The organism is Klebsiella sp. HN106, assembly GCF_051209435.1.
In the GTDB taxonomy this organism is placed as follows: Bacteria; Pseudomonadota; Gammaproteobacteria; order Enterobacterales; family Enterobacteriaceae; genus Klebsiella; species Klebsiella oxytoca.
Genome location: NZ_JBLURD010000001.1, coordinates 1,007,523 through 1,029,074, shown reverse-complemented (window position 1 = coordinate 1,029,074; position 21,552 = coordinate 1,007,523). Strand labels below are relative to the sequence as shown.

The following is a 21,552-nucleotide window of genomic DNA, read 5'->3' as shown; positions in this document are numbered from 1 at the left end:
GCCGATGCTGAGTGGAGTCTATGTCAGCTTACGCTTTATCCATTTTATCTCGCTGATCGTCGCTTTCGGCTGTGTCCTCTATGGGACATGGTGGGCGCCGGTAACCTTGCGCCGCTTAATGATGCAGCGTTTCTACCCGCTAATGCGCCATTTATTGCTGGCGAGCGCGCTGTCGGCGCTGCTGATGCTGATGGCGCAGGGTGGGCTGATGGGCAGCGGCTGGCCGGACGTCTGGCAGCCGGCTATCTGGCAGGCGGTTGCCGGAACGCAGTTCGGTAGCGTGTGGATATGGCAGATTTTACTCGCCCTTGTGGCGCTGGCGGTGGTCTGGCTGAAGCCCCGACGATCGGGACGTTTGCTGCTGGTCCTGTTTTGCGCACAGCTGCTGCTGTTGGCCGGCGTCGGTCATGCCGCGATGAACGACGGCTGGCTGGGGATAGTGCAGCGGACCAACCATGCTATTCATCTGTTTTGTGTTGCCAGCTGGGTTGGCGGTCTGCTGCCGTTTATCTACTGTCTTCGCCTGGCGCACGGTCGCTGGCGGCAGGCGGCGATTGCCACCATGATGCGTTTTTCACGCTACGGGCATCTGGCGGTTGCTGGCGCTATCGCCAGCGGCGCAGTGAATGCGCTGTTGATCCAGGGCGGGCTCATCAGCGCCTCGCCCTGGGGGCGTATGCTGTTGCTCAAATGTGCGCTGGTGGCGGCAATGGTGGTAATTGCGCTGGTGAACCGGTATGTTCTGGTGCCACGCATGTCGGCAGGCGGAACGCGAGCGGAGCAGCTTATCGTGCGGACCACGCAGATAGAAATTGCGCTGGGGGCGCTGGCGCTATTTGCCGTCAGCCTGTTTGCCACCTGGGAACCATTCTGAATAAACTGGTTAAATCATGAAAAAAATCGTTCTGACAATGTTGTTATTGGCAAGTTCTGGCGCTGCGCTGGCGGCGCCGCAGGTGATTACCGTGAGCCGCTTTGAAGTCGGTAAGGAGAGCTGGGCGTTTAATCGGGAAGAGGTGATGCTGACCTGCCGTCCGGGCAACGCGCTGTTTGCCATCAATCCGAGCACGCTGGTGCAGTACCCGTTAAACGACATCGCCGAGCAGCAGATGAAAGACGGTAAGACCAACGCGCAGCCGATTTCTGTGATCCAGATTGACGATCCGCAGCAGCCGGGACAAAAAATGAGCCTTGCGCCATTTATTGAGCGCGCGCAGAAACTCTGCTGATCGATATTTTCATCCTACTGTTTTTACATAAAAATAACCGCCATCTCCCCATTCCGGGAGCGGCGGTTTTTTGTAGGCATACGCAATCCTGAGAGGAATTATTGGTTCCCTTTTGTCACGGACTGGAAAACCTGACACGGTAAACTATTCTTATAAGGCAAGGCGACTTAGCCTGCATTAATGCCAACTTTTAGCGCACGGCTCTCTCCCAAGAGCCATTTCCCTGGACCGAATACAGGAATCGTGTTCGGTCTTTTTTTATCTTTTTTTCAGCAATCGCAGATTCCCTTCTAAAAACCCCAGCAGCTTTTTTCGGGGCTTTTTTCTTATACCACAACAATAATTTCCTAAACATTTCTTTTACAAAAAAATCGCCTGCTAACCTTTTAATAGCTCACCGTCACCAGGACGGTATCGCTGTAGGTTCCCGCAGGCTGGTTGCTCTGGTTCGGGTTAATCTTCAGGGTGTAGCTTGCAGATTGCGCGGCGCCGGAGCCGGTCACGCTGAGATTGTTATTTTCCGTCCAGGCGCTGCCGTTGGGCTGGTAAAATTGATACTGCAAAAAGGCAGTCGGTTGGTTAGCGATGGGCTGGCTCATCTGCCGCCAGTCGCCGACGCTGGCGTTAGTACTGGCGAGATTGACGGTGTAGGCCGCGTTTTTTGTGCAGCGAATGGCAAGCTGGCCGCTGTAGGAACTAAAACCGGACGGGAGGGCGGCAGGGGCAAACTCGACGTCCGGCGCGCTGTCGATATAGCAAAAATTGGTCACCCTCACCGATACGTTGACCGTAGAGACCAGGGTGCCGTTATTCGGAATACATATCTTAATGCCCAGTAGATCGAGCCCGACGTAGCAAAAACGATACACCCAGGTAATGGTTAAGACATCGCTATAGGTTCCGGCGGGCACGTTGGCTCCCGGGGTGGTTCTGAAGTAGAGCGGCATGGTGCCATCGCTCGAGTTAAATAGCCCCAGCAGCTCAAGCAGCGTTGTCCTGGACCAGCTTATTACGCCGCCATCCTGATAGGCCGGCGAGCAGGATGCGTCAGAACAGATGCTGTAAGGGATGGCATCGCCGGCGCCGTTAAGCAGCCGGGGCACTCTGTTGCTCTGGTTAGCCGACGCCAGGGTAGCGCTTAGCGTGTTGGTCGAGTTCAGCGCCACCAGTTCCGGGGTGCAGTAAAACCCCGCGCCCGCCATCACGCCCTGAGGCGCGCTGTAGAGCGTAAAGGAATCGACAGGGCCGATCGCTGGCGCACTGGTTTTGATGCTGCAGGCGGCCAGCGCGTTGCTGGCTTGCCCAAGCGCTAAAAGCATCACGAATACCCGGATGATATTTTTCAATCTTATCTCCGCTATGAAGAGGGACAGCTGACCGGGCCTATCCGCTGCGGAACCGGCGTGGTCTCCGGAAGCTCGAACGGGATGCTGCATCGAAGCTCTCCGGCATTTATTTTGACTTCGTTAATGCGCCCGAGGTGCGAGAACCAGACCACGCCGTCGTAGCCCACCAGGGCGCGCTGTTGACTATTAACTTCCTCCACCGGCGTACCGACCGGTAGCGGTTGTCCCTGAGCATCGACGAAGATGAGCGTTGCCGAGCGCACGCGGTTAACCGGGAAATCAACCAGCGCGCCGCTGCCTTCGCGTACGGCGATGCGTTTTTCCACCGTGACGGCTTCGGTATCCGTGGGCAACGGCAGCGTATCGAGGGTGACCTTTCCCGGATACCAGGCCGAAGCCCAGGGGATCAGCAGATGACCATTTTTATCGGTCACGCCGACTTTGCGGTTTTCATAATTCACCGCAATGTTTGGATAGTTGCCGGTAGAAACGACGATAAAGGCGTCGTTAATTTGCCGGGCGAAAAACAGACTGTTATCCATCAGCACGACCGAGCCTGCGGCCTCAAACCAGCTGTGATGATCGTCACGCGACCCGTAATAGCCACCGCTCAGCGTGGACACGCGATTAATCCAGGTCAGATCCGCCTGACTATAGTTATTGCCGCCGATCGAATGGGCGAGGTTCCAGCCCAGCCCGCCTTCCGCCGGGGCAGAGCGACTAACGTTGATATTTTCCCCCCATTGGCCTGAGCTGGATCGTTGACCGCTTAGCTGCACGGAGCTTTGCGAATCGAAAGGGATAATGATTTGCAACATGCTGGCGTAGCTATTGTCCTGCAGATCGCGGTTTACGCTCAGGTTGAGGCTGCTGCTTTGCCACAGGCTGCGGCTCCAGGAGAGGTTCATGAGCCGGGTATGTGAATTATCCTCGGCTTTGATATCAAAATAGCCAATGCTGAAAGATCCGAGCGCTCTGTCCCATGGGCTCAGGCTCAGCGTCGCCTGATCTGACTGATGGCTTAATGCGGCGACAGAACCGTAGGTGCTGAGGTTGTTGTAGTCGGCGCTGCGGCGAATATGCTGATAGTTCACTCCCCAGCTGCTGGCGTAATAAGAGTATCCGGCGGTGAGTTGATTGCCGCTGCCGTCGCCCCGGCTGGCGCTGGTCGACAGGCTGAGGGTGCCCAGGTTCCCCACGCCGATATCGCTGCCTATTCCGGCATTGGTTAATCCTTTGCGGTCTTCCGTATGCGTCGACAGCGTGAGCCAGTTGTTGACTCCATAGCGATAAATTGCGCTCAGCGCGCCGGCGCCATAATCGGCACTCTTGATACCGTAGTTGTTGCGCAGGGCCCCAAGGGTGAAATCAAAATCACTCAGGCCTTCGCGCAGCAGGGTGTTGGAGACATAAAAAGGAATGCTGGTGGACACCTGACGACCCAGGGCATCGGTGGTCACCACGGTAGCTTCGCCGGCGCCGCTGATCCAGGGAACGTTGGTCAGCGTATAGGGGCCACCATTGATTTGCGCGGAGCTGGTTTTATAGCCGTTAATAAACAGATCGACGCTTGAAGGAACCGCCGCGCTGCCGGATAAATTGAGCAGCGGATACGTCACCAGATCCGGGCGAACGCTGAAGTTACGGCTCAGCCGGAGTCCTCCCATTCGTACTGAACTGCTCCAGGTCAGGGCGTTACTGACCACATCCCCGGCCTGGTAGCTAATCATCTGTTCGCTGTCGCTGTATTTCCACAGGGTGTCGTAACGCATAAAGCCCTGCTGCTCGTAGCCCGTCGAAGACCAGTTTTGCCGGATGACGGCATTGTTAGAAAGAACGCCTGGCGGCCCGAAGAGGCGCGTCTCGGTATAGGTGCTGGTGGTTTGCGTTCCGCCGGACGAGAAGAGGCTGTAAGCGTCATAGTTAAATAACATGCCGGGACTGCTTATCGCGGCCTGGTAGTTTTGTCCCGTCGTCTCCCCGATGCGCTGCTCGGGAAGCCAATTGTCCGGCACCCGGAGATTGAGCATTTGCCCCGGCCGATCGTATTCCACTTTAACCGAGGGGATCGTCGTCACGTCAACCAGCGCATCTTGGGTCTGTAAGGGAATATGCGCCTGGCGCAAAACCTCGGCGGCGATCCAATAGCGACCCGCAATAACCTTTACAGGAGCGGCGCTCGCCAGGAGATTCCCGTTGACCGATACGCTGAGATACAGCTCATACTCCTGCTTATCGCTGTATGAAGCTGCTGGCGCAGGCAACGAATCATAGGTCGCAGCGCAGGCCGTTACCGACGCTAGTGCCAACAGCCCTCCGGTCGCTGCCCTTTTCAGATCGCGCATTATCAACGATCCGCCGGAATTTCCACCGCCTGGCCGTTATCTGTTAATTTCGCGAACAGGTGCATGCCTGAGGGGACTGAAGCGTTTCCCACCAGCGGGAAACAGCTCTTTTTCTGCGCCAGCACGTAGCCGAGCAGGCCATTGGCCTGAGCTATCTGGCCCTTGCCACCGGCATTGGCCCAGTAAACCGCGCTGAGCCGGGCATGCTGATTGCCGGTATTGTCGATGCACAGCGTCTGGCGGCTATTTTGCCGCGAGAGCGACCAGCGCAGCGTGGTTCTTACCGCTTCCACGGATCCATTGTTCTTCAGCGGGTTGATGCCCTGTCCGTAGGTAAACAACGGCAGGACATAGCGCATGCGCATTTTCAGTCCGGCGGAATTCTGTTCCTTCTGCGCCGTCGGTTCAGCGGCAGGGATCTCATCGATAACAATACGGTAGGATTGTTCTTTGCCAGCCGTGACGGGGGCGATGCGCATCAACCGTACCAGCTGACGCTGGCCGGGCGCGACGGTGGTAAAAGGTGGGCTGGCGACGACGTCACGCTGATCGGCATAGGCATCGGACGACCCTTTTTGGTCCCAGGAAAAAACGCGCAGCTGTAAATTAACCGGGGTAGCGCCGCGGTTTTCCAGCCACAGCTCTGACCCCTTTTCGTGGCTTTCGATAGTCTGGAAGATGGGCCAAACGAGGACGGAGCTTGCGGCCATAACGGAGCAGGGGAGAGATAAAGCGAATGTAAACAGCGCAAATCTACAGCGAATCATAGTTAACCTGTGATGATTTAATAGGTCAGCGTGACGGTGACCGTGTCGGTATAGGAGCCCACCGCCGGGAAGCCATTCGTGGCAAAAAGGCGGCCATAAACCGTATAGGTTTGCGTGGAGCTCGGAAATGATGCAACGCTCAGGGCCAGCGTACTGTTGCCCCAAACGTTAGCGCGGTTGGCATCCTGATAAAGCTGATAGGCCAGCGTGTTGCCGCCGCCGTTCGACATATAGCGCCGGGTGGCCGAACCGCCGTTTACGCCATAGTCGAGAGCGATTGAGATAGCGGTGCCGGGGGTACAGGTCACGATGATTGAGCCGGCGCCGGAAGTACTGGCGACATCAACATTGTTATAAAGCGATGACAGAGTGCCAAAACTCAAGGTGCCGAAATCCGTCGTTTGGGAGCCATCCCCCGCGCCAAGCGCGCAGCCAGCGGTTATCTGCGCGGAGACTTTGAAGGTCTTCTGGACAGTAGCGGCGTGGGCGCCCGAGGTAAAAAGCAGAATTAATGTAAGCCACTCTGGTCGAAGCATGACGCCCATTTTCCTTATGCGATTACCAGGTTAACGTTGCGGTTACGATGTCGTCATACACATCGGCTGTCGGCGCGTTGACGCTCTGGTCCTCGGGGCGAATACGGGCAAAAACGGGGATAGCCTGCGGGTTGCCTGTGCCTACGATAGCGATTGTTCCGCCGGGTAAAATTTCCTGACTGCGGCCGGCATCCGCATAGAGCCGATAAGCAATCTGCTGGTTTCCTGCCGCGTTTTTCATGTAACGCAGAGCAGCATCGCCATACTGGCCGCCGTCAAGCGTCAGCGTTGAGTCAAGATCTTCGGTACAGGTCACGGTAAGCGCGTTACCTCCGCCGCTTCCGGTGACGCTTGCATCAATGGAGTTGGCTAAATCACCGTAGGCGCCGAAATTAATCGTGCCCCAGCGGTTGTTTTCTCCATTTCGGACGTTCGATACGCTGCAGCCGCTGCCAAGTGTGACCTGAACACTAATCTGGCCGCTTAATGTTCCCGCTGCGGAAGCCGGTTGCGTAAGAACTATGGCGCTCAGTAAGCCGCCCAGGATACTGCGCGATATCGTTTTCACGTTCATCGAAAACCTCTTAGTGGAAAGCCGCTGAAGAAAAACAACAATGTAGCGATAGTCGTGAGTTACCGTTTAACAACCACGGTTTTGTTGGTTAACGTATAGCTACTTCTGTGGGATATGGGTAACTTTGCGTTAATGACTGCATTTTGGTTGTGAAATAGTTTTTTAGTCTGACTTATTGCTATTCTGTTGAAATAAAATTCCTTATGTTAATATTTTGTTGGTTTTATGTGTTTTCTTTGTTTTTTGAAGGAGAGAGAAGAGAACGCGATTTTTTTAAAATCACAATCGGGCGCAAAGTTTGAAACAAAAAATCTGGACAAAAAGGCGTGTGTAGACACTTACCGTGCGGTTGAGCGACAACGAGGAGAAAACACCTGCACGAAATCAGGCCCATAGTGCAGGTGAATTTTACGGGCCAACATCGGAAGTGACCCAGTATACACATTTGTATGACAAATAGAATAATAGATAAGAAAACGCCTTAAATTTTTTGCCTATTATTTTAACGGCGCTTGTCCGAGGTATTGCGAAGAAAGGATAGGCAGCTTAGAGGCGACAAAGAAATAACGCCCAGGGCATTATTCTGGCGTCACAAAAGAGGGGTACAGCGTTGTTTCAAGGTAGCTAACAATGAACCATATTTCGTCACTAAAAATAAACCAGAGAGCAGCGGACAAAATAATCAACAGGATAGCCAGCAGGAGTATTTCTGTTTTGCTCATAACTTCACTAGCCGTCCGCAAGGAGTACAACGAAGTTATGATAGTAACTAAAGCGGCGTAGAAGATGCAAACGCCGCTGTGCTATACGGCGTTGATGAAACGTTTGCAGCGTTAATCCATGATAATTGTCATCTGCGCAGCCATATCATCCAGCAGCTGGAAGCGGCGACGATATTCAGCGCGCTTCTTACTGGCAATGCTCTCAAGCGTCTTTCTTTCCAGCTTCAGTGGTAAGCGCCAGCGCCATGCACTGTCGGCTACCCCTTCGATAGATTGCCAGAATTCATCATAGCTGGCGTGGAAATGGCGCCCTTTGCTCAGACGATAGCGCAGCGCGCGGAAGACGTGACCGTTATCGCTGACTCCGTAAATATGTTGAATGCCGCAACGCGCCGCCATTAGCCAGATAAACTCCATCAGCAGGCGTTTCGGGAACAGACCGTAGCAGGCGCGGGTTGCTCGTTTAATCACTTCATGCGAAATATTGCTACGCGGCCCCTGCAGGCCGCCAATAGTCAACTGCCAGCAATCCTGCTGACGGGAAACGCTAAAAGTCGCGCTGGCGAGCACGATCCCATCGCCATCGCGCAGCCATAGGGTCGTTTCACCCTCGCGTTCAGCTTTGCCCGCCGAAGAGGCGGAAAGCGTAAACCGGCTGTCGTCCTTGCCTGCCAGCTCAAGCAGCGGCAGCTCATTCGCTGCGGTCATGGCATCAGCCAGGCGCGATCCGCCCAGCGAGTCGACAAACTGGTAGTGGCTGATAATCGCGTGCGCGCGCTGGCTGGCGTTGAGCCCGCGGGTTAAATACTGACGATGAACCTTGCCCGGCAGAGTCACCTGAGCGGTCAGTAGCTGATTGAAGTCCGCGCGCGCCGACAGGCTCTCCAGCATGCTGCGCGTTGGCGCATAAAATAATGCCGTGCGCAGTAAAAACTTCAGCCGGTAATTACGTTTTTGCCAGATGGGTGCAGGGGTGAGTCGCCCCATCACCAGGTCGGCAATAAGATTGGGGCGTCGTTCAACGACCCCGGCTGAATGCAGGCTGTTATCCGTCACGATGAATACCTCGTTGTTATTTAGCCTCTATTCTAGGGATATATCGTGAGGAGCTTAATGCCCTGGCGGACTATATTTGGCTTTCGTTTAAACTCGATTGAGGTGGCAATATTACGCCCGCGGCAGCGGGAGAATTTTCCTATAATTAGGTCAGGAGGACGAAATATGTATCAGCGTATTAACGGTTCCGCCTGGCGTAATATCTGGCTGGTTGGCGACCTGCACGGCTGCTTTGCGCGGCTGATGGAAGCCCTTCGCGAGCGCAGGTTCGATCCTTACCAGGACCTGCTTCTTTCCGTGGGCGATCTGATCGATCGTGGGCCGCAAAGCGCGGAGTGTCTGGATTTACTGCGCTATCGCTGGTTTTTCGCGGTGCGCGGCAACCATGAACAGATGGCGCTGGATACGCTTGCCGATGGCGAACCGATGCTCTGGGAAATGAACGGCGGCGGCTGGTATACGCAACGCTCAGAACAGCAGAAAGAGCGCCTCGCGCCGCTTATCGCCCGCTGCCGTCATCTGCCGCTGATTATAGAGCTCCACAGCGCTGAGCAGGTACATGTTATCGCCCATGCGGATTATCCGGCGACGCTTTATCGCTGGCAGCAGGCGGTGGATGAGCATCAGGTGCTGTGGAGCCGACAGCGTCTTACCGATCATCTCTCCGGGCGTCACGGCGCGATTGCCGGTGCTGACCACTTCTGGTTCGGCCATACGCCGCTTAAACGGCGTTACGACTACGATAATCAGCACTATATTGATACCGGGGCGGTATTTGGCGGGGAGTTAACCCTGGCGGCGCTACAGAGGACGGGCTAAAAGTCACTGTACTCCTGGGCGGGCAGCCAGAAACTATCGATAAAATCCTCTACCGGAAAGCAGCCGCCGTGACGTATTCGCTGATCGTCCATCGCTGCGGTGCACTGCCGTTCGTTATCGTACACATCCACAACGATATCTTCACAGCCTCCGTCGAGGTAACAAATAAACAGCACTAAGGCAAACATCCCGGTCTCATATCCTGAAAAACATAGTTATAAGTGTAGGAGATGTCGGGAAAGCAGGGGGAATAAATAACCCGTCTCAGGCGACGGGTTCCTTTGAATCAGGCGAGACGCATGATCCAGGCATCGGACTGACGATCGTAGTGCTTACGGTAGAGGACGGAATGTTCACCATCAAGTATGGCGGGTACGCTGGTGTCCGCGTCCCATGCATCTAGCTGCATACATAAATCCGGATCGGATTTGCAGGGTATGCTTAACGTTCGCTCTCCCTGCTGTTCGCCGTGCAGTTCGGCGTCGTCTATTTCAAACGCGCCGATACGTACGCTGGTTTTACTCATAAATTCACCCCGTTGATCTGCTGATTTGTGGTACGACCAGTTAAGGCCGCCATTTTTCAGCGTAGACAAAGGTGCGCAAAGCGCCAGTGAAAAAATGCTGTTTTTCCGTTCGTCATCACGCTTTAGTGCTAAAAAGCTTTCCGTCGCGCACCAGTTCACGGGGATAGCTGTTTTTTAAACGCGAGCCGATTTTTTTCGCCAGTCCCAGCGGCGCGCCCTGAAACGTGACAATAACATCATCTTGCTGCGGCGGTACTGCAGGATAGACGTCACGACCGCGGTACCACTCTTCCGCTTCGGCCTGGGTCAGCTCAAAAGGGGCATCAGGCGCGGCAAGCGCAATGACCGCTTCGTGCTGCCAGCGATAGCCTTTGTTGTGGGTTTCGGCAAGACGGATACCGATGCGGGAAAAGCGCACTTTGCCGAATAGCGACTCGAGCGCGTGAGGGAATAGCCAGATTTCTTTATCCCGCTGCCAGAGCGTATGGTCAGCGTCCCAATGCAGGCCAACGGCGGCAGCTGCGGTCGCAATGGCGGCCGATTCGCGGCTTTTAAGCGGGATAAAGGGGAATTTACCGACCTTATAACCCGGCGCCGGCAGCGGTGCGATGGCGGCGGTTTTACGCAGACGGGCGACGAAGAAGCCTTCGCAATCGAAAATCTGCGGGAACACGTGCAGGAAACCCTCTTCGGTTAGCGCCTCGCTGGCCTGCGGGAACAGCGAACCGAGCGGCAGTACCTCTGCCGCCTGCGGATAGCGCGCCAGTAGTCCGTTGACCACGTCTTCGTTTTCTTGCCGGTTCAGGGTACAGGTGGAGTAGACCAGCGTGCCGCCGGGGCGAAGCGCATGAAACGCGCTGTCGATAAGCTCGCGCTGGGTCTCGGCGATACTGGCGTTGCTTTCCGGCGACCAGTTTTTTAACGCATCGGGGTCTTTCCGTACCACGCCTTCGCCGGAGCAGGGGGCGTCGAGGAGAATCGCGTCAAAACACTCCGGCAGCGCGGCGCCGAATACGCGCCCATCAAAATGGGTCAGCGCCACGTTGCCGATCCCGCAGCGGCTGATATTGGCGTGCAGCACTTTAACCCGGCTGGCGGAATATTCGTTGGCCAGGATCCCGCCTTTATTGCCCATGCGCGCGGCGATCTGGGTGGTTTTTGACCCCGGCGCGGCGGCGACGTCCATCACCCGGTTCGGCATATTTCCGTCGGCAAACAGCGCGGCGACTGGCAGCATGGAGCTCGCTTCCTGGATGTAAAACAGCCCGCTGAGATGTTCAGCGGTGCTGCCCAGCGGCAGGGCGTCGTCTTCCTCGCGATCGATCCAAAAACCCTCCTCACACCAGGGTACCGGCGTTAGCTGCCAGCCGTAGGGGGCGACCAGCTGCAAAAAGTCAGCCACGCTGATTTTTAGCGTATTTACGCGAAGGCTTCGGCGCAGGGGGCGCTGGCAGGCGGCGATAAAGTCAGCGAAAGAGAGATGCGTCGGCATTGCCGTACGCATTTGAGCGAGGAATTCTTCAGGAAGATAGACAGCGTTTTGAGCCACGGGGAGCGCACCACAACGAAAAAAGGGGGCGTAGTTTACCATAAAGGCTCCGGCGACGGACACCGGAGCCTGTTATGCTTAGCGCGGCAGGGCGGTACCCCATTCGCGCCACTCTTTCGGTTCACTCTCCAGCAGCAGGAAGTGTTTACCATCCTGCGCTTTCGGCGCCAGCGGCGTACCCGGAGGCGTCGCAAAAGCGATGCCGCCGCGAATGAACTGATTGAAGGTACCGGTTTTCACCACGCCGCCGATCAGGCCAAAGTCGAGGCTATAACCAGAAGCCAGCCAGAACACCGAGTTGTTGCGCACCAGATACTGATAACGTTTACTGATACGCAGCTGTACCATGACGCGATCCGACATCGAACCGAGCATCAGGCCGGTAACCGTACCGACTTCAAGCCCGCGGAACAGCACCGGCGTGCCGATACCCAGCGAACCGGCTTCGGGTACTTCGACGATAATGCTCAGGCCGTCGATATAACGTGAATCGCTAATCGTGGTTTCCTGAATTTCAAAATCACGGCGCGGCGCACCGCGTCCCGGCTCCACGTTAATATAGGCCTGGAAGAGCGTATCCAGATGCTCGACGCCCGCTGCGGAAATCTGCGGAGTAATCACCGAGAAACGCGTGCCGGCGCGGGCGAAGGTGTTGACGTATTCCGGATAGAGAACCGCTTTCGCCTGCACTTCGTTTTTCGCGGTAATTAAATTCAGCGATTGGATCTGCCCAATATCAATCCCCAGGTAGCGAATCGGCATACCTTCGGCGATTTTACCGGCGTCAAAGGCGTGCAGGGTTATCTGGCCACCCACCGCGCGGGCGGCGGTTTCCGACGCATACAGCACGCGTTTATTATCGATACGCGCGCTGGCGCTGGCGCCGCTCAGATTATCAAAGCTTATCGCGCCTTTCAGCGCGCGGGAGAGCGGGGAGGCCTGAACCGTCAGGCCGCTGCCGTTAAGCTGCACTTTCGCGCCGCCTTCGGCCCAGAACACGCTGTTACTGGTGAGCAGATGGCGATATTCCGGTTTGATATGGATGTTGATCTCAAAAGCGTTCTTGCGCGGCTGAACGGTGATGATTTCCCCGACTGCGAATTTACGATACAGCACCACCGATCCTGCCTGGACGTCCGGCAGCGTCTCAGCTGAGAGCGTGAGAGTGGTGGTCGGCAGATCGCTCATGCTGTTTTCCAGCGCTTTTTCCTGGTTGGCGTACAGCGGATAGCGGCTTTGCATCGCCCCTTTGTCGCCCGGAATAATGCGGATCCCGCCGTTGACCCATTCGCTGGCGCTGGCGCCGAGGAACTCCACGCCATCAATACCGACTTTGACGTCGATACGGCTATTGACCACGAATTTGCTGTCGCCGCGCACCAGTGAACGGTACTCGGGCATGACTGCGACCTGGAAAGTGACGCCGTCGGCGTTTAGCTTGCGCTCCAGAACCTGGCCAATCTGAACGCCGTGCAGGATCAGCGGCTGCCCGGCATCAATACCGTAGCTTTCTGGCGCGGTGAGCGTGACGGTTGCGACATCCGGTTCTTCCAGGATGGATTTATCGGCAGGCAGCACCGCAAACTGGTTGCGCGGTTCACCCTCGCCGGGGACCAGCTCAAAGGTGGTACCGGTCAGCAGGGCGCTGACGCTGGGATTATCCAGCGAGATTTTCGGCTTCTTCATCTGAATCAGCGTCTTCTCGCGCAGCAAGCTGACGACGCTGGGATCGACGGTCATTTCGCCGGTGACTTTCCCGTCAGCATTGAGATTCAGTTTACTGAGCTGGCCGACCTCCAGACCCTGATACATCAGCGGTGTAGAGCCCGCTTTTAACCCTGCGCCGTCCGGAAGGTCCAGTTTAACCACCACTCCGCGCTGGCTGTGCGCCAGGTCTTCGTATAAGTGATAATCGGTATTCTGCTGAGCCTGCGGAGAATCATCGGGGGAATCAAAGGCGATAGCGCCGTTCACCAGCGCGGAGAGGCTGTCCAGCTGAACTTTAGCTCCGCTCAGGCTGACGTCCGCCTTTACGCCGGATACGTTCCAGAAGCGGCTCTCTTTTTTCACCAGATTGGTGAAACGCCGCTCGATCAGTACATCAATCGTGACGCCCTGATTGTTCGGATTAATGGCGTAGTCATACACCCGGCCGACCGGAATCTTACGGAAGTAGACCAGCGAACCGCTGGTTAACGAGCCTAAATCCGCTGACTTGAGATGGATCATCAGCTCGCCGTTATTAATGTGGTACTTCGGCTGGGTATCGAGGGCGACAAAATGATCCTCGGGCTCGCCCTGACCTGGCATCATGCCGATATAGTTGCCGCCAACCAGCGCATCCAGGCCGGACACGCCGGCAAGCGAGGCTTTCGGCGTCACCAGCCAGAACTGGGTCTCCTTGCGCAGCGCATCTTTCATATCGCCTTTGACGCTGGCAGAAACCTCGATTTTACTCAGATCTTTGCTTAGCGAGATATTCTCGACCGTACCGACTTCTACCCCCTGATAGCGGATAGGCGTCCGTCCCGGAACGATGCCGTTGGCCGACTGGAAGTCGATGACGATCGTCGTACCGCGATCCTGATAGCTGGTCCAAATCAGCCAACCGGCAATCAGCAGCGCGATGACCGGCAGCAGCCAGAACGGTGAAATGCGGCGTTTAGTTTTAATCTTGGCTTCAGTCGGCGAAGCGGGCGTTTCCTGACTCATGTGCGTCCCAAAGTAAGCGGCTGTCCAGCCATTCAACAGCAAGGATAGTTAAAATTACCGCGGCGCCAAAATAGACCGCGGCGGGCCCCATCGTAAACGCGAGGAGCTGATCGCGGTTGATCAGCGACATGGTTAATGCGATGACAAAAAGATCCAACATAGACCAGCGGCCGATCCAGGTAATCAGCCGCAGCAGCAGGATGCGGGTACGTAGCCCCTGTTCACACTTGAATTGTATGCTGACCAGCAGGGTAAACAATACAATAACTTTGGTGAATGGGACCAGAATACTGGCGATGAACACCACCCCGGCGATGGCGACGTTGCTGCTGGCCAGCGACATAATGCCGGAAAGGATGGTGTCTTCCTGACGCGCGCCGTTGACGTAGATGATCGAGATCGGCAGCAGGTTGGCAGGAAGCAGGAAAACCAGTGATGCGATCAGCGCAGCCCAGCTCTTTTGCAGGCTTTGCCGGCGTCGATGGCGCAGAGGCGTGTGGCAGCGGCGGCAGCGCCCGCGCGCATCGCGATGTCCGGTATAATGGCAGCCCAGACAGACCTGAAGATTTTCATCCGGGCGCAGCGCCGGGCGCTGGGGATAAAAACGCTCCCAGAGCTCTTCAACGTTCATATGGATAAGCGTCAGGATACTGAGCAGCGTGAGGGAAATATAGGCGACAAGCCCGATACCCGGCTGCAGGAAGGCGTAATCCTGCACTTTAATGGAGGCGACGCCGATGCCAACCAGGTAAATATCCAGCATTACCCACTCCTTGAGCCGCTCCAGCATCAGCAGTATCGGTCGCAGATTCATGCCCAGCACGTTGCCCAACCACAGGTAGGCGATTGACACCACCAGCAGCACCGGCGCGACGACCGCGCAAAAGAGCACCATCGCCGCCGTGAGCGGATCGCCCTGGCCGGTCATTTGCCAGATGCCCTGAAGGACGTTAGCGTCGATACGCACGCCCAGCAGATGCAAACGTAGCAGCGGTTCGCTCCACGCAAAAGGCATCAGCAGCAGCATAGCGATCGCCATGCTGCCCAGCCGGGTAAGCGACCAGTCGCGGCCATCGCGCACTTTGGCGTTGCAGCGAGGGCACCAGGCGCTTTGATTCTTTTTGAGGACCGGTAAACTAAACAGCAGGTCGCACTGCGGGCAGCGCTGATAGTGAGCGTGCGCAACAGGGGCGCTGACCGAGTAGACGATCATCTTTTTTGCTGGCGTAATCCTGGGTGTTTTTAGTGGCATTTATAACTTACAGAAATGAATGTATCTCTCTATCTTAACTCAGGAATGAATTCATCTTGAGCATGAATGCATTTAAAGCTTATTTTATTAGGCTGTAAGTGTAAGGCAGTAAGACAACTAAGCGATCATATAATGAACAAATCAGAATTCTACGCGGATTTAAACCGCGATTTTCAGGCGTTAATGGCAGGCGAAACCAGCTTCCTGGCGATGATCTCAAATACCAGCGCGCTGTTATTTGAACGACTGGCGGAAGTGAACTGGGCCGGTTTCTATCTGCTGGAAGGCGATACTCTCATCCTCGGGCCGTTCCAGGGCAAGCTGGCCTGCGTGCGTATTCCGGTAGGACGCGGCGTATGCGGGACTGCCGTCGCGCAGAATCGCGTGCAGCGGGTCGAGGATGTTCACGCCTTTGATGGCCACATCGCCTGCGATGCCGCCAGCAATTCGGAAATTGTCTTCCCGCTACGGGTGAACAATCAAACCATCGGCGTCCTGGACATCGATAGCACGGCGCATTCCCGCTTCACCGTTGAAGACGAGCGGGGTCTGGCAGAACTGGTCTCGCATCTGGAAAAACTCATTTCTGCCACGGATTATCAAAAAATATTCACCCGCGTCGCAGGATAATCAACGGATAACGTAGCATTTACCGAGGACGTCATTATAATGACGCCTGTTCATGCCTGCGGCTTGTTGGCTACGTCCGTTGTAATCAGGAAATTTCATGGAAAATCAACCTAAGTTGAATAGCAGTAAAGAAGTCATTGCGTTTCTGGCCGAACGTTTCCCTCAGTGCTTTAGCGCTGAAGGCGAAGCTCGCCCCCTGAAAGTCGGTATTTTTCAGGATCTCGTTGAGCGCGTTGGCGGAGAGATGAATCTCAGCAAAACCCAACTTCGCGCTGCTTTGCGTCTTTATACTTCGAGCTGGCGCTATCTGTACGGCGTTAAGCCAGGCGCTGTCCGCGTTGACCTTGACGGCAACCCGTGCGGCGAACTGGAAGAGCAGCATGTCGCTCATGCCCGCCAGCAGCTTGAAGAAGCAAAAGCCCGCGTTCAGGCGCAGCGCGAAGCGCAGCAGGCCAAAAAACGTGAAGCCGCTGCCGCGGCAGGCCAGCCGGAAGAGGGAGCACGTCGCGAGCGTAAACCGCGTCCTCAGCCTCAGGCTCGTCGCAAAGAAGGCGCTGAGCAGCGTAAACCACGCCCGGCAGCAGCAGCCAAAGCGCCGCGCGAAGAGCGTCATACCCCTGTATCAGATGTGTCTGTATTGACCGTTGGCCAGGCACTGAAGGTGAAAGCAGGCAATAATGCAATGGACGCCACCGTCCTGGAAATCACCAAAGATGGCGTTCGTGTACAGCTGACTTCTGGTATGTCAATGATTGTACGCGCAGAACACCTGGTGTTCTGAAACGGAGGCCGGGCCAGGCATGAACAAATTCTTTAAGCTCACCGCGTTGGCGGGCCTGCTGGTAATAGCAGGCCAGTCGTTCGCCGTGGACGATATAACCCGGGTCGATCAAATCCCCGTGCTGAAAGAAGAGCCGCAGCACGCGACGGTGAGCGAGCGCGTAACATCGCGCTTTACCCGCTCTCACTACCGCCAGTTCGATCTCGACAATGCCTTTTCGGCGAAAATTTTCGATCGCTACCTGAACCTGCTGGATTACAGCCATAACGTACTGTTAGCCAGCGACGTCAACCAGTTTGCCGCGAAAAAGAATCAAATCGGCGATGAACTGCGCAGTGGGAAGCTGGACGTATTTTACGACCTGTATAACCTGGCGCAGAAGCGTCGCTTTGAGCGCTATCAATATGCGCTGAAAGTGCTGGAACGGCCGATGGATTTTACCGGCCACGATAATTTCAACCTTGACCGTAGCAAGTCGCCCTGGCCGAAAGATGAAGCCGAGCTGAACGCGCTGTGGGATGCCAAGGTGAAGTTTGACCAGCTAAGCCTGAAGCTGGCTGGCAAAGATGATAAAGAGATTCGCGAAACCTTAACCCGCCGCTACAAGTTTGCTATCCGCCGTCTGGCGCAAACCAATAGCGAAGACGTTTTCTCACTGGCGATGACCGCCTTTGCGCGTGAAATCGACCCGCATACAAACTATCTCTCACCGCGCAACACCGAGCAGTTCAATACTGAAATGAGCCTGTCTCTGGAAGGTATCGGCGCGGTGCTGCAGATGGACGACGACTACACGGTGATCAATTCTCTGGTCGCGGGCGGTCCGGCGGCGAAGAGTAAAGCCATCAGCGTGGGCGATCGCATCGTTGGCGTCGGCCAGCCTGGTAAAGGCATGGTCGATGTGATCGGCTGGCGTCTTGATGATGTCGTCGCGCTGATTAAAGGTCCCAAGGGCAGCAAGGTTCGCCTGGAGATTCTCCCGGCGGGTAAAGGCGCGAAAACGCGTATTGTGACCCTCACGCGTGAACGCATTCGTCTGGAAGACCGTGCGGTTAAGATGTCAGTCAAAACCTTTGGCAAAGAAAAAGTTGGCGTGCTGGATATTCCTGGCTTCTATGTTGGCCTGACGGATGACGTTAAGGTTCAGCTGCAAAAGCTGGAGAAACAAAACGTTAGCAGTATCGTCATCGATCTGCGCAGCAACGGCGGCGGGGCGCTGACCGAAGCGGTTTCGCTTTCTGGCCTGTTTATCCCCTCCGGCCCGGTTGTCCAGGTTCGCGATAATAACGGTAAAGTCCGTGAAGACAGCGATACCGATGGCGTGGTGTACTACAAAGGTCCGCTGGTCGTCCTGGTCGATCGTTTCAGCGCCTCGGCTTCCGAAATTTTCGCCGCTGCGATGCAGGATTATGGCCGCGCGCTGATCGTCGGAGAGCCGACCTTCGGTAAAGGGACCGTCCAGCAGTATCGTTCGCTGAACCGTATCTACGATCAGATGCTGCGTCCTGACTGGCCGGCGCTGGGTTCCGTACAGTACACTATCCAGAAATTCTATCGCATCAACGGCGGTAGTACTCAGCGCAAGGGTGTAACGCCGGATATCATGATGCCGACCGGAACCGAAGAGCGTGAGACCGGCGAGCAGTATGAAGACAACGCGCTGCCGTGGGATAGCGTCAATGCGGCAACCTTCGTGAAATATGGCGATTTGACGCCGTTTGGACCGGAACTGCTGAAGCGTCACGATGCGCGTATTGCCAAAGATCCTGAGTTCCAGTACATCATGAAGGATATTGCTCGCTATAACGCGATGAAAGACAAACGCAACATCGTTTCCCTGAACTACGCGCAGCGTGAAAAGGAGAACGAAGAAGATGATGCGATTCGTCTGGCCCGCGTTAACGATCGCCTGAAACGCGAAGGTAAGCCGTTACTGAAAAAGCTGGAAGATCTGCCGAAGGATTACCAGGAGCCCGATCCGTATCTTGATGAAACGGTTCATATTGCGCTCGACCTGGCCCATGAGGAAAAGGATCGGCCAGCGGTAGAGCCCCCGGCCAGTAAATAATCCCCCCAACGGGCACAATCATTTGTGCCCGTTTTCTTTCGCTTCTTTCCCAACGTTCATTGCCTGATTTCAACAAAATGTCAACGCTTTTGCCCAGCGTCAGCAATATGCTACAAAATGTAAAGTTGTGTCTTTCTCGTGACTTAGCGGGGGCTGATGGTTGAAAATTAGCGTTCTACCCATACCATGTGGGTAATCGCATAGTGCGTTTTGTTAAATCGAGGTAAAAAGAAAATTATGATGCGAATCGCGCTTTTCCTGCTGACCAACCTGGCAGTGATGGTGGTGTTCGGGCTGGTGCTAAGCCTGACGGGAATTCAGTCAAGCAGCATGACCGGGCTGCTGATCATGGCGCTGTTGTTTGGCTTCGGCGGTTCAATCGTTTCGCTGCTGATGTCGAAATGGATGGCGTTGAAATCGGTGGGTGGGGAAGTCATTGAGCAGCCGCGTAACGAAACCGAGCGCTGGTTGATGAATACCGTCGCGCAGCAGGCGCGCCAGGCGGGAATTGCAATGCCGCAGGTCGCGGTCTACCATGCGCCGGATATTAACGCCTTCGCGACCGGCGCGCGCCGCGATGCGTCGCTGGTTGCGGTCAGCACCGGGCTGTTGCAGAACATGAGCCGTGATGAAGCGGAAGCGGTTATCGCCCATGAGATTAGCCACATCGCTAACGGCGATATGGTCACCATGACGCTGATTCAGGGGGTAGTGAACACCTTCGTTATCTTTATCTCGCGCGTTATCGCGCAGATTGCGGCGGGCTTCCTCGGCGGCAACCGCGATGAAGGTGAAAGCAGCAACGGCAACCCGCTGATCTACTTTGCGGTTGCTACGGTACTGGAGCTGGTGTTTGGTATTCTGGCCAGCATCATCACCATGTGGTTCTCCCGCTACCGCGAATTCCATGCGGACGCTGGCTCAGCGAAACTGGTGGGGCGTGAGAAAATGATCGCTGCGCTGCAGCGTCTGAAAACCAGCTATGAGCCGCAGGAGGCCAGCAGCATGATGGCATTCTGCATTAACGGTAAAGCGAAATCCATGAGCGAGCTGTTTATGACTCACCCGCCTCTGGATAAGCGTATTGAAGCCCTGCGCAGCGGCGAATACCTGAAGTAATCGCCGCTCCCGGCCCTGAAAACAAAAATCCGCAACCTTCGGGCTGCGGATTTTTTTATGTCGATTCTTTGCCTACAGCCTGGCGCGCGGCTGCGTGACGCGTAGCCCGCTGACGGCAGCGGCGACGACGGCTAGGATCCCGGCCAGCAGAAGTGCGGTATGAGTTCCGCTATTGCCCAGCAGGTTAAACAGCAGCGCCACCAGCGCGGCGCCTGTACTCTGGCCAAGCAGACGGGCGGTACCCAACATGCCGCTTGCTCCGCCGCTGCGGTGAGCCGGCGCTGAAGAGACGATCGTATGGTTGTTGGGTGACTGGAACAGGCCAAAGCCCGCGCCGCAGAGCGCCATTCGCCAGATAATATCCAGATCCGTGGGGGTGGAGGGGAGCATCGCCAGACCGAACAGGCCACAGGCCATTACCAGCAGACCAATCGCCCCCAGCAGACCGGCGTGAAATTTCTCTATCAAATAGCCTGCCAGCGGCGCCATTACCATGGTTGCCAGCGGCCACGGCGTCAGGAGCAGACCGGTTTCCACCTCGCTGCGTCCAAGCATCGACTGCAGGAAGAATGGTAGCGAAACCATGGCCAGCATCTGGGCGCAGAAGGAGCATATCGAGGTGCAGATGGACAGGGAAAAAATCGGAATGCGCAGCAGATCGACGGGTAGCAGGGGAACCGGCATTCTGAGCTGACGGCGGACAAAAAAGAATCCAACGACCAGCATCGCAATAACCTCCGCCAGCACCAGCTCGCCGGATTGGCCCTGAGCGAACCCGCCGAGAGCGGTAATTAATAAGCCGAAAGTGAGAGCATTCATGATGGCGCTGGGCAGATCGAAGCGGGTGACCTTGCTCCCGCCGACATTGGCGGGCAGGTAGCGCATCGCGAGAACCAGTGAGATAACGCCCAGCGGAACGTTAATGAGAAACAGCCATTGCCATGAAGCCATCGACAGGATAGCGGCGGCAATGGTCGGGCCCGCAGCGGATGAGACGGCGACAACAAAAGAGTTGATCCCCATTCCGCGGCCGAGAAAGCGGCGGGGATAAATCAGGCGAATCAGCGCGGTATTAACGCTCATTAGCGCCGCGCCGCCAAGACCCTGCGCAACGCGCGCCAGCGTCAACATTTCCAGGCTGCGGGAGAGCGCGCAGGCTAGAGAGGTGAAGGTGAATACGACCAGGCCGATTTTATAAATGCGCCGATAGCCGACCATATCGCCGAGGAAAGAGAGCGGCAGAAGCGCAATAACAATGGCAATTTGATAGGCGTTTACTATCCAGATTGAGGATGCCGGTGACGCGTTTAAATCGCTGGCGATCGTCGGAAGCGCTACGTTGGCGATAGCGCCGTCCAGCACGGCCATCGTCAGGCCTAATACAATGGTCAGGATGGCGCCGTAACGCTGCGGTGCTGGCAGCCCATCGGGGAGGTTTTTATCCATATAAAGTGTATGTCTTATCGGGAACTATTAACTGGATAATGATTTTAGCATTGAATATTCAGCGGCATGTCGCAG

At 55.8% G+C, this 21,552-nt stretch carries 19 protein-coding genes and 1 pseudogene; 7 read left to right on the top strand and 13 right to left on the bottom strand.

Annotated features, from left to right (window positions below; translation table 11 throughout):
* Positions 1 to 4 precede the first annotated feature (4 nt).
* The gene (gene copD / locus ACSIPU_RS04825; RefSeq protein WP_004103346.1) at positions 5 to 874 is read left to right on the top strand and encodes a copper homeostasis membrane protein CopD; all 870 of its coding nucleotides are present in this window, start codon (positions 5 to 7) and stop codon (positions 872 to 874) included.
* 16 nt (positions 875 to 890) lie between these two features.
* On the top strand, positions 891 to 1,229 hold the full coding sequence (locus ACSIPU_RS04820) for a YebY family protein (RefSeq protein WP_004103344.1): 339 nt from the start codon (positions 891 to 893) through the stop codon (positions 1,227 to 1,229).
* Between the two features lie 386 nt (positions 1,230 to 1,615).
* Here ACSIPU_RS04820 and ACSIPU_RS04815 read toward each other — a convergent pair whose 3' ends face one another.
* The 7 genes from ACSIPU_RS04815 to ACSIPU_RS04785 all read right to left on the bottom strand — a co-directional run bounded on the left by ACSIPU_RS04815 (position 1,616) and on the right by ACSIPU_RS04785 (position 8,575).
* On the bottom strand, positions 1,616 to 2,575 hold the full coding sequence (locus ACSIPU_RS04815) for a Csu type fimbrial protein (protein WP_004113762.1): 960 nt from the start codon (positions 2,573 to 2,575) through the stop codon (positions 1,616 to 1,618).
* Positions 2,576 to 2,586: 11 nt separating this feature from the next.
* Positions 2,587 to 4,920 (bottom strand): fimbria/pilus outer membrane usher protein, encoded by a 2,334-nt coding sequence (locus tag ACSIPU_RS04810; RefSeq protein ID WP_004103340.1) that lies wholly within the window; start codon positions 4,918 to 4,920, stop codon positions 2,587 to 2,589.
* Positions 4,921 to 4,922: 2 nt separating this feature from the next.
* Positions 4,923 to 5,687 carry a fimbrial biogenesis chaperone gene (locus tag ACSIPU_RS04805; RefSeq protein WP_004113760.1) on the bottom strand — a complete coding sequence of 255 codons (765 nt, stop codon included), beginning with the start codon at positions 5,685 to 5,687 and terminating at the stop codon, positions 4,923 to 4,925.
* A gap of 17 nt (positions 5,688 to 5,704) precedes the next feature.
* Positions 5,705 to 6,223: a Csu type fimbrial protein gene (locus ACSIPU_RS04800; RefSeq protein ID WP_032692328.1), complete on the bottom strand. Its 519-nt coding sequence runs from the start codon at positions 6,221 to 6,223 to the stop codon at positions 5,705 to 5,707.
* Positions 6,224 to 6,245: 22 nt separating this feature from the next.
* Positions 6,246 to 6,797, bottom strand: coding sequence for a Csu type fimbrial protein (locus ACSIPU_RS04795; RefSeq protein WP_017145644.1), 552 nt, complete (start codon positions 6,795 to 6,797; stop codon positions 6,246 to 6,248).
* 578 nt (positions 6,798 to 7,375) lie between these two features.
* Positions 7,376 to 7,519, bottom strand: a complete 144-nt coding sequence (locus tag ACSIPU_RS04790) for an Ecr family regulatory small membrane protein (RefSeq protein ID WP_142447463.1) — start codon at positions 7,517 to 7,519, stop codon at positions 7,376 to 7,378.
* 111 nt (positions 7,520 to 7,630) lie between these two features.
* On the bottom strand, positions 7,631 to 8,575 hold the full coding sequence (locus ACSIPU_RS04785; protein ID WP_004103333.1) for a VirK/YbjX family protein: 945 nt from the start codon (positions 8,573 to 8,575) through the stop codon (positions 7,631 to 7,633).
* Positions 8,576 to 8,740: 165 nt separating this feature from the next.
* Here ACSIPU_RS04785 and pphA point away from each other — a divergent pair, with 165 nt between their 5' ends.
* A complete protein-coding gene (pphA, locus tag ACSIPU_RS04780) occupies positions 8,741 to 9,394 on the top strand; it encodes a protein-serine/threonine phosphatase (protein ID WP_004113754.1) in 654 nt (217 codons plus the stop codon).
* On the opposite strand, the gene ACSIPU_RS04775 is transcribed toward pphA, so the two are convergent.
* The 5 genes from ACSIPU_RS04775 to yebS form a co-directional block, all read right to left on the bottom strand.
* A complete protein-coding gene (locus ACSIPU_RS04775; RefSeq protein WP_004103330.1) occupies positions 9,391 to 9,582 on the bottom strand; it encodes a YebW family protein in 192 nt (63 codons plus the stop codon). The two genes, pphA and ACSIPU_RS04775, sit on opposite strands and share 4 nt — an antisense overlap.
* Positions 9,583 to 9,680: 98 nt before the next feature.
* A complete protein-coding gene (locus tag ACSIPU_RS04770; RefSeq protein ID WP_004103329.1) occupies positions 9,681 to 9,920 on the bottom strand; it encodes a YebV family protein in 240 nt (79 codons plus the stop codon).
* Between the two features lie 115 nt (positions 9,921 to 10,035).
* Positions 10,036 to 11,469, bottom strand: coding sequence for a 16S rRNA (cytosine(1407)-C(5))-methyltransferase RsmF (gene rsmF, locus ACSIPU_RS04765; RefSeq protein WP_026055908.1), 1,434 nt, complete (start codon positions 11,467 to 11,469; stop codon positions 10,036 to 10,038).
* A 78-nt stretch (positions 11,470 to 11,547) separates the two neighbouring features.
* On the bottom strand, positions 11,548 to 14,181 hold the full coding sequence (locus ACSIPU_RS04760) for a PqiB family protein (RefSeq protein ID WP_016808295.1): 2,634 nt from the start codon (positions 14,179 to 14,181) through the stop codon (positions 11,548 to 11,550).
* A complete protein-coding gene (gene yebS / locus ACSIPU_RS04755) occupies positions 14,150 to 15,433 on the bottom strand; it encodes a membrane integrity lipid transport subunit YebS (RefSeq protein WP_017145645.1) in 1,284 nt (427 codons plus the stop codon). The genes ACSIPU_RS04760 and yebS overlap by 32 nt, the downstream gene beginning before the upstream one ends.
* Before the next feature lie 132 nt (positions 15,434 to 15,565).
* Here yebS and ACSIPU_RS04750 point away from each other — a divergent pair.
* The 4 genes and pseudogenes from ACSIPU_RS04750 (at position 15,566) to htpX (ending at position 20,031) form a co-directional block, all read left to right on the top strand.
* Positions 15,566 to 16,079, top strand: a pseudogene (locus tag ACSIPU_RS04750) (GAF domain-containing protein).
* An 81-nt stretch (positions 16,080 to 16,160) separates the two neighbouring features.
* Positions 16,161 to 16,844 (top strand): RNA chaperone ProQ, encoded by a 684-nt coding sequence (proQ, locus tag ACSIPU_RS04745; protein ID WP_004103320.1) that lies wholly within the window; start codon positions 16,161 to 16,163, stop codon positions 16,842 to 16,844.
* A 19-nt stretch (positions 16,845 to 16,863) separates the two neighbouring features.
* Entirely contained in the window at positions 16,864 to 18,912 is a 2,049-nt protein-coding gene (gene prc, locus ACSIPU_RS04740; protein ID WP_196557476.1) for a carboxy terminal-processing peptidase, read from the top strand.
* Positions 18,913 to 19,149: 237 nt separating this feature from the next.
* The gene (gene htpX / locus ACSIPU_RS04735; protein ID WP_004113743.1) at positions 19,150 to 20,031 is read left to right on the top strand and encodes a protease HtpX; all 882 of its coding nucleotides are present in this window, start codon (positions 19,150 to 19,152) and stop codon (positions 20,029 to 20,031) included.
* A gap of 72 nt (positions 20,032 to 20,103) precedes the next feature.
* Here the strand turns inward: htpX and ACSIPU_RS04730 are convergent, their stop codons facing one another.
* Positions 20,104 to 21,477 carry an MFS transporter gene (locus ACSIPU_RS04730; protein WP_004103315.1) on the bottom strand — a complete coding sequence of 458 codons (1,374 nt, stop codon included), beginning with the start codon at positions 21,475 to 21,477 and terminating at the stop codon, positions 20,104 to 20,106.
* Positions 21,478 to 21,552: the final 75 nt, after the last annotated feature.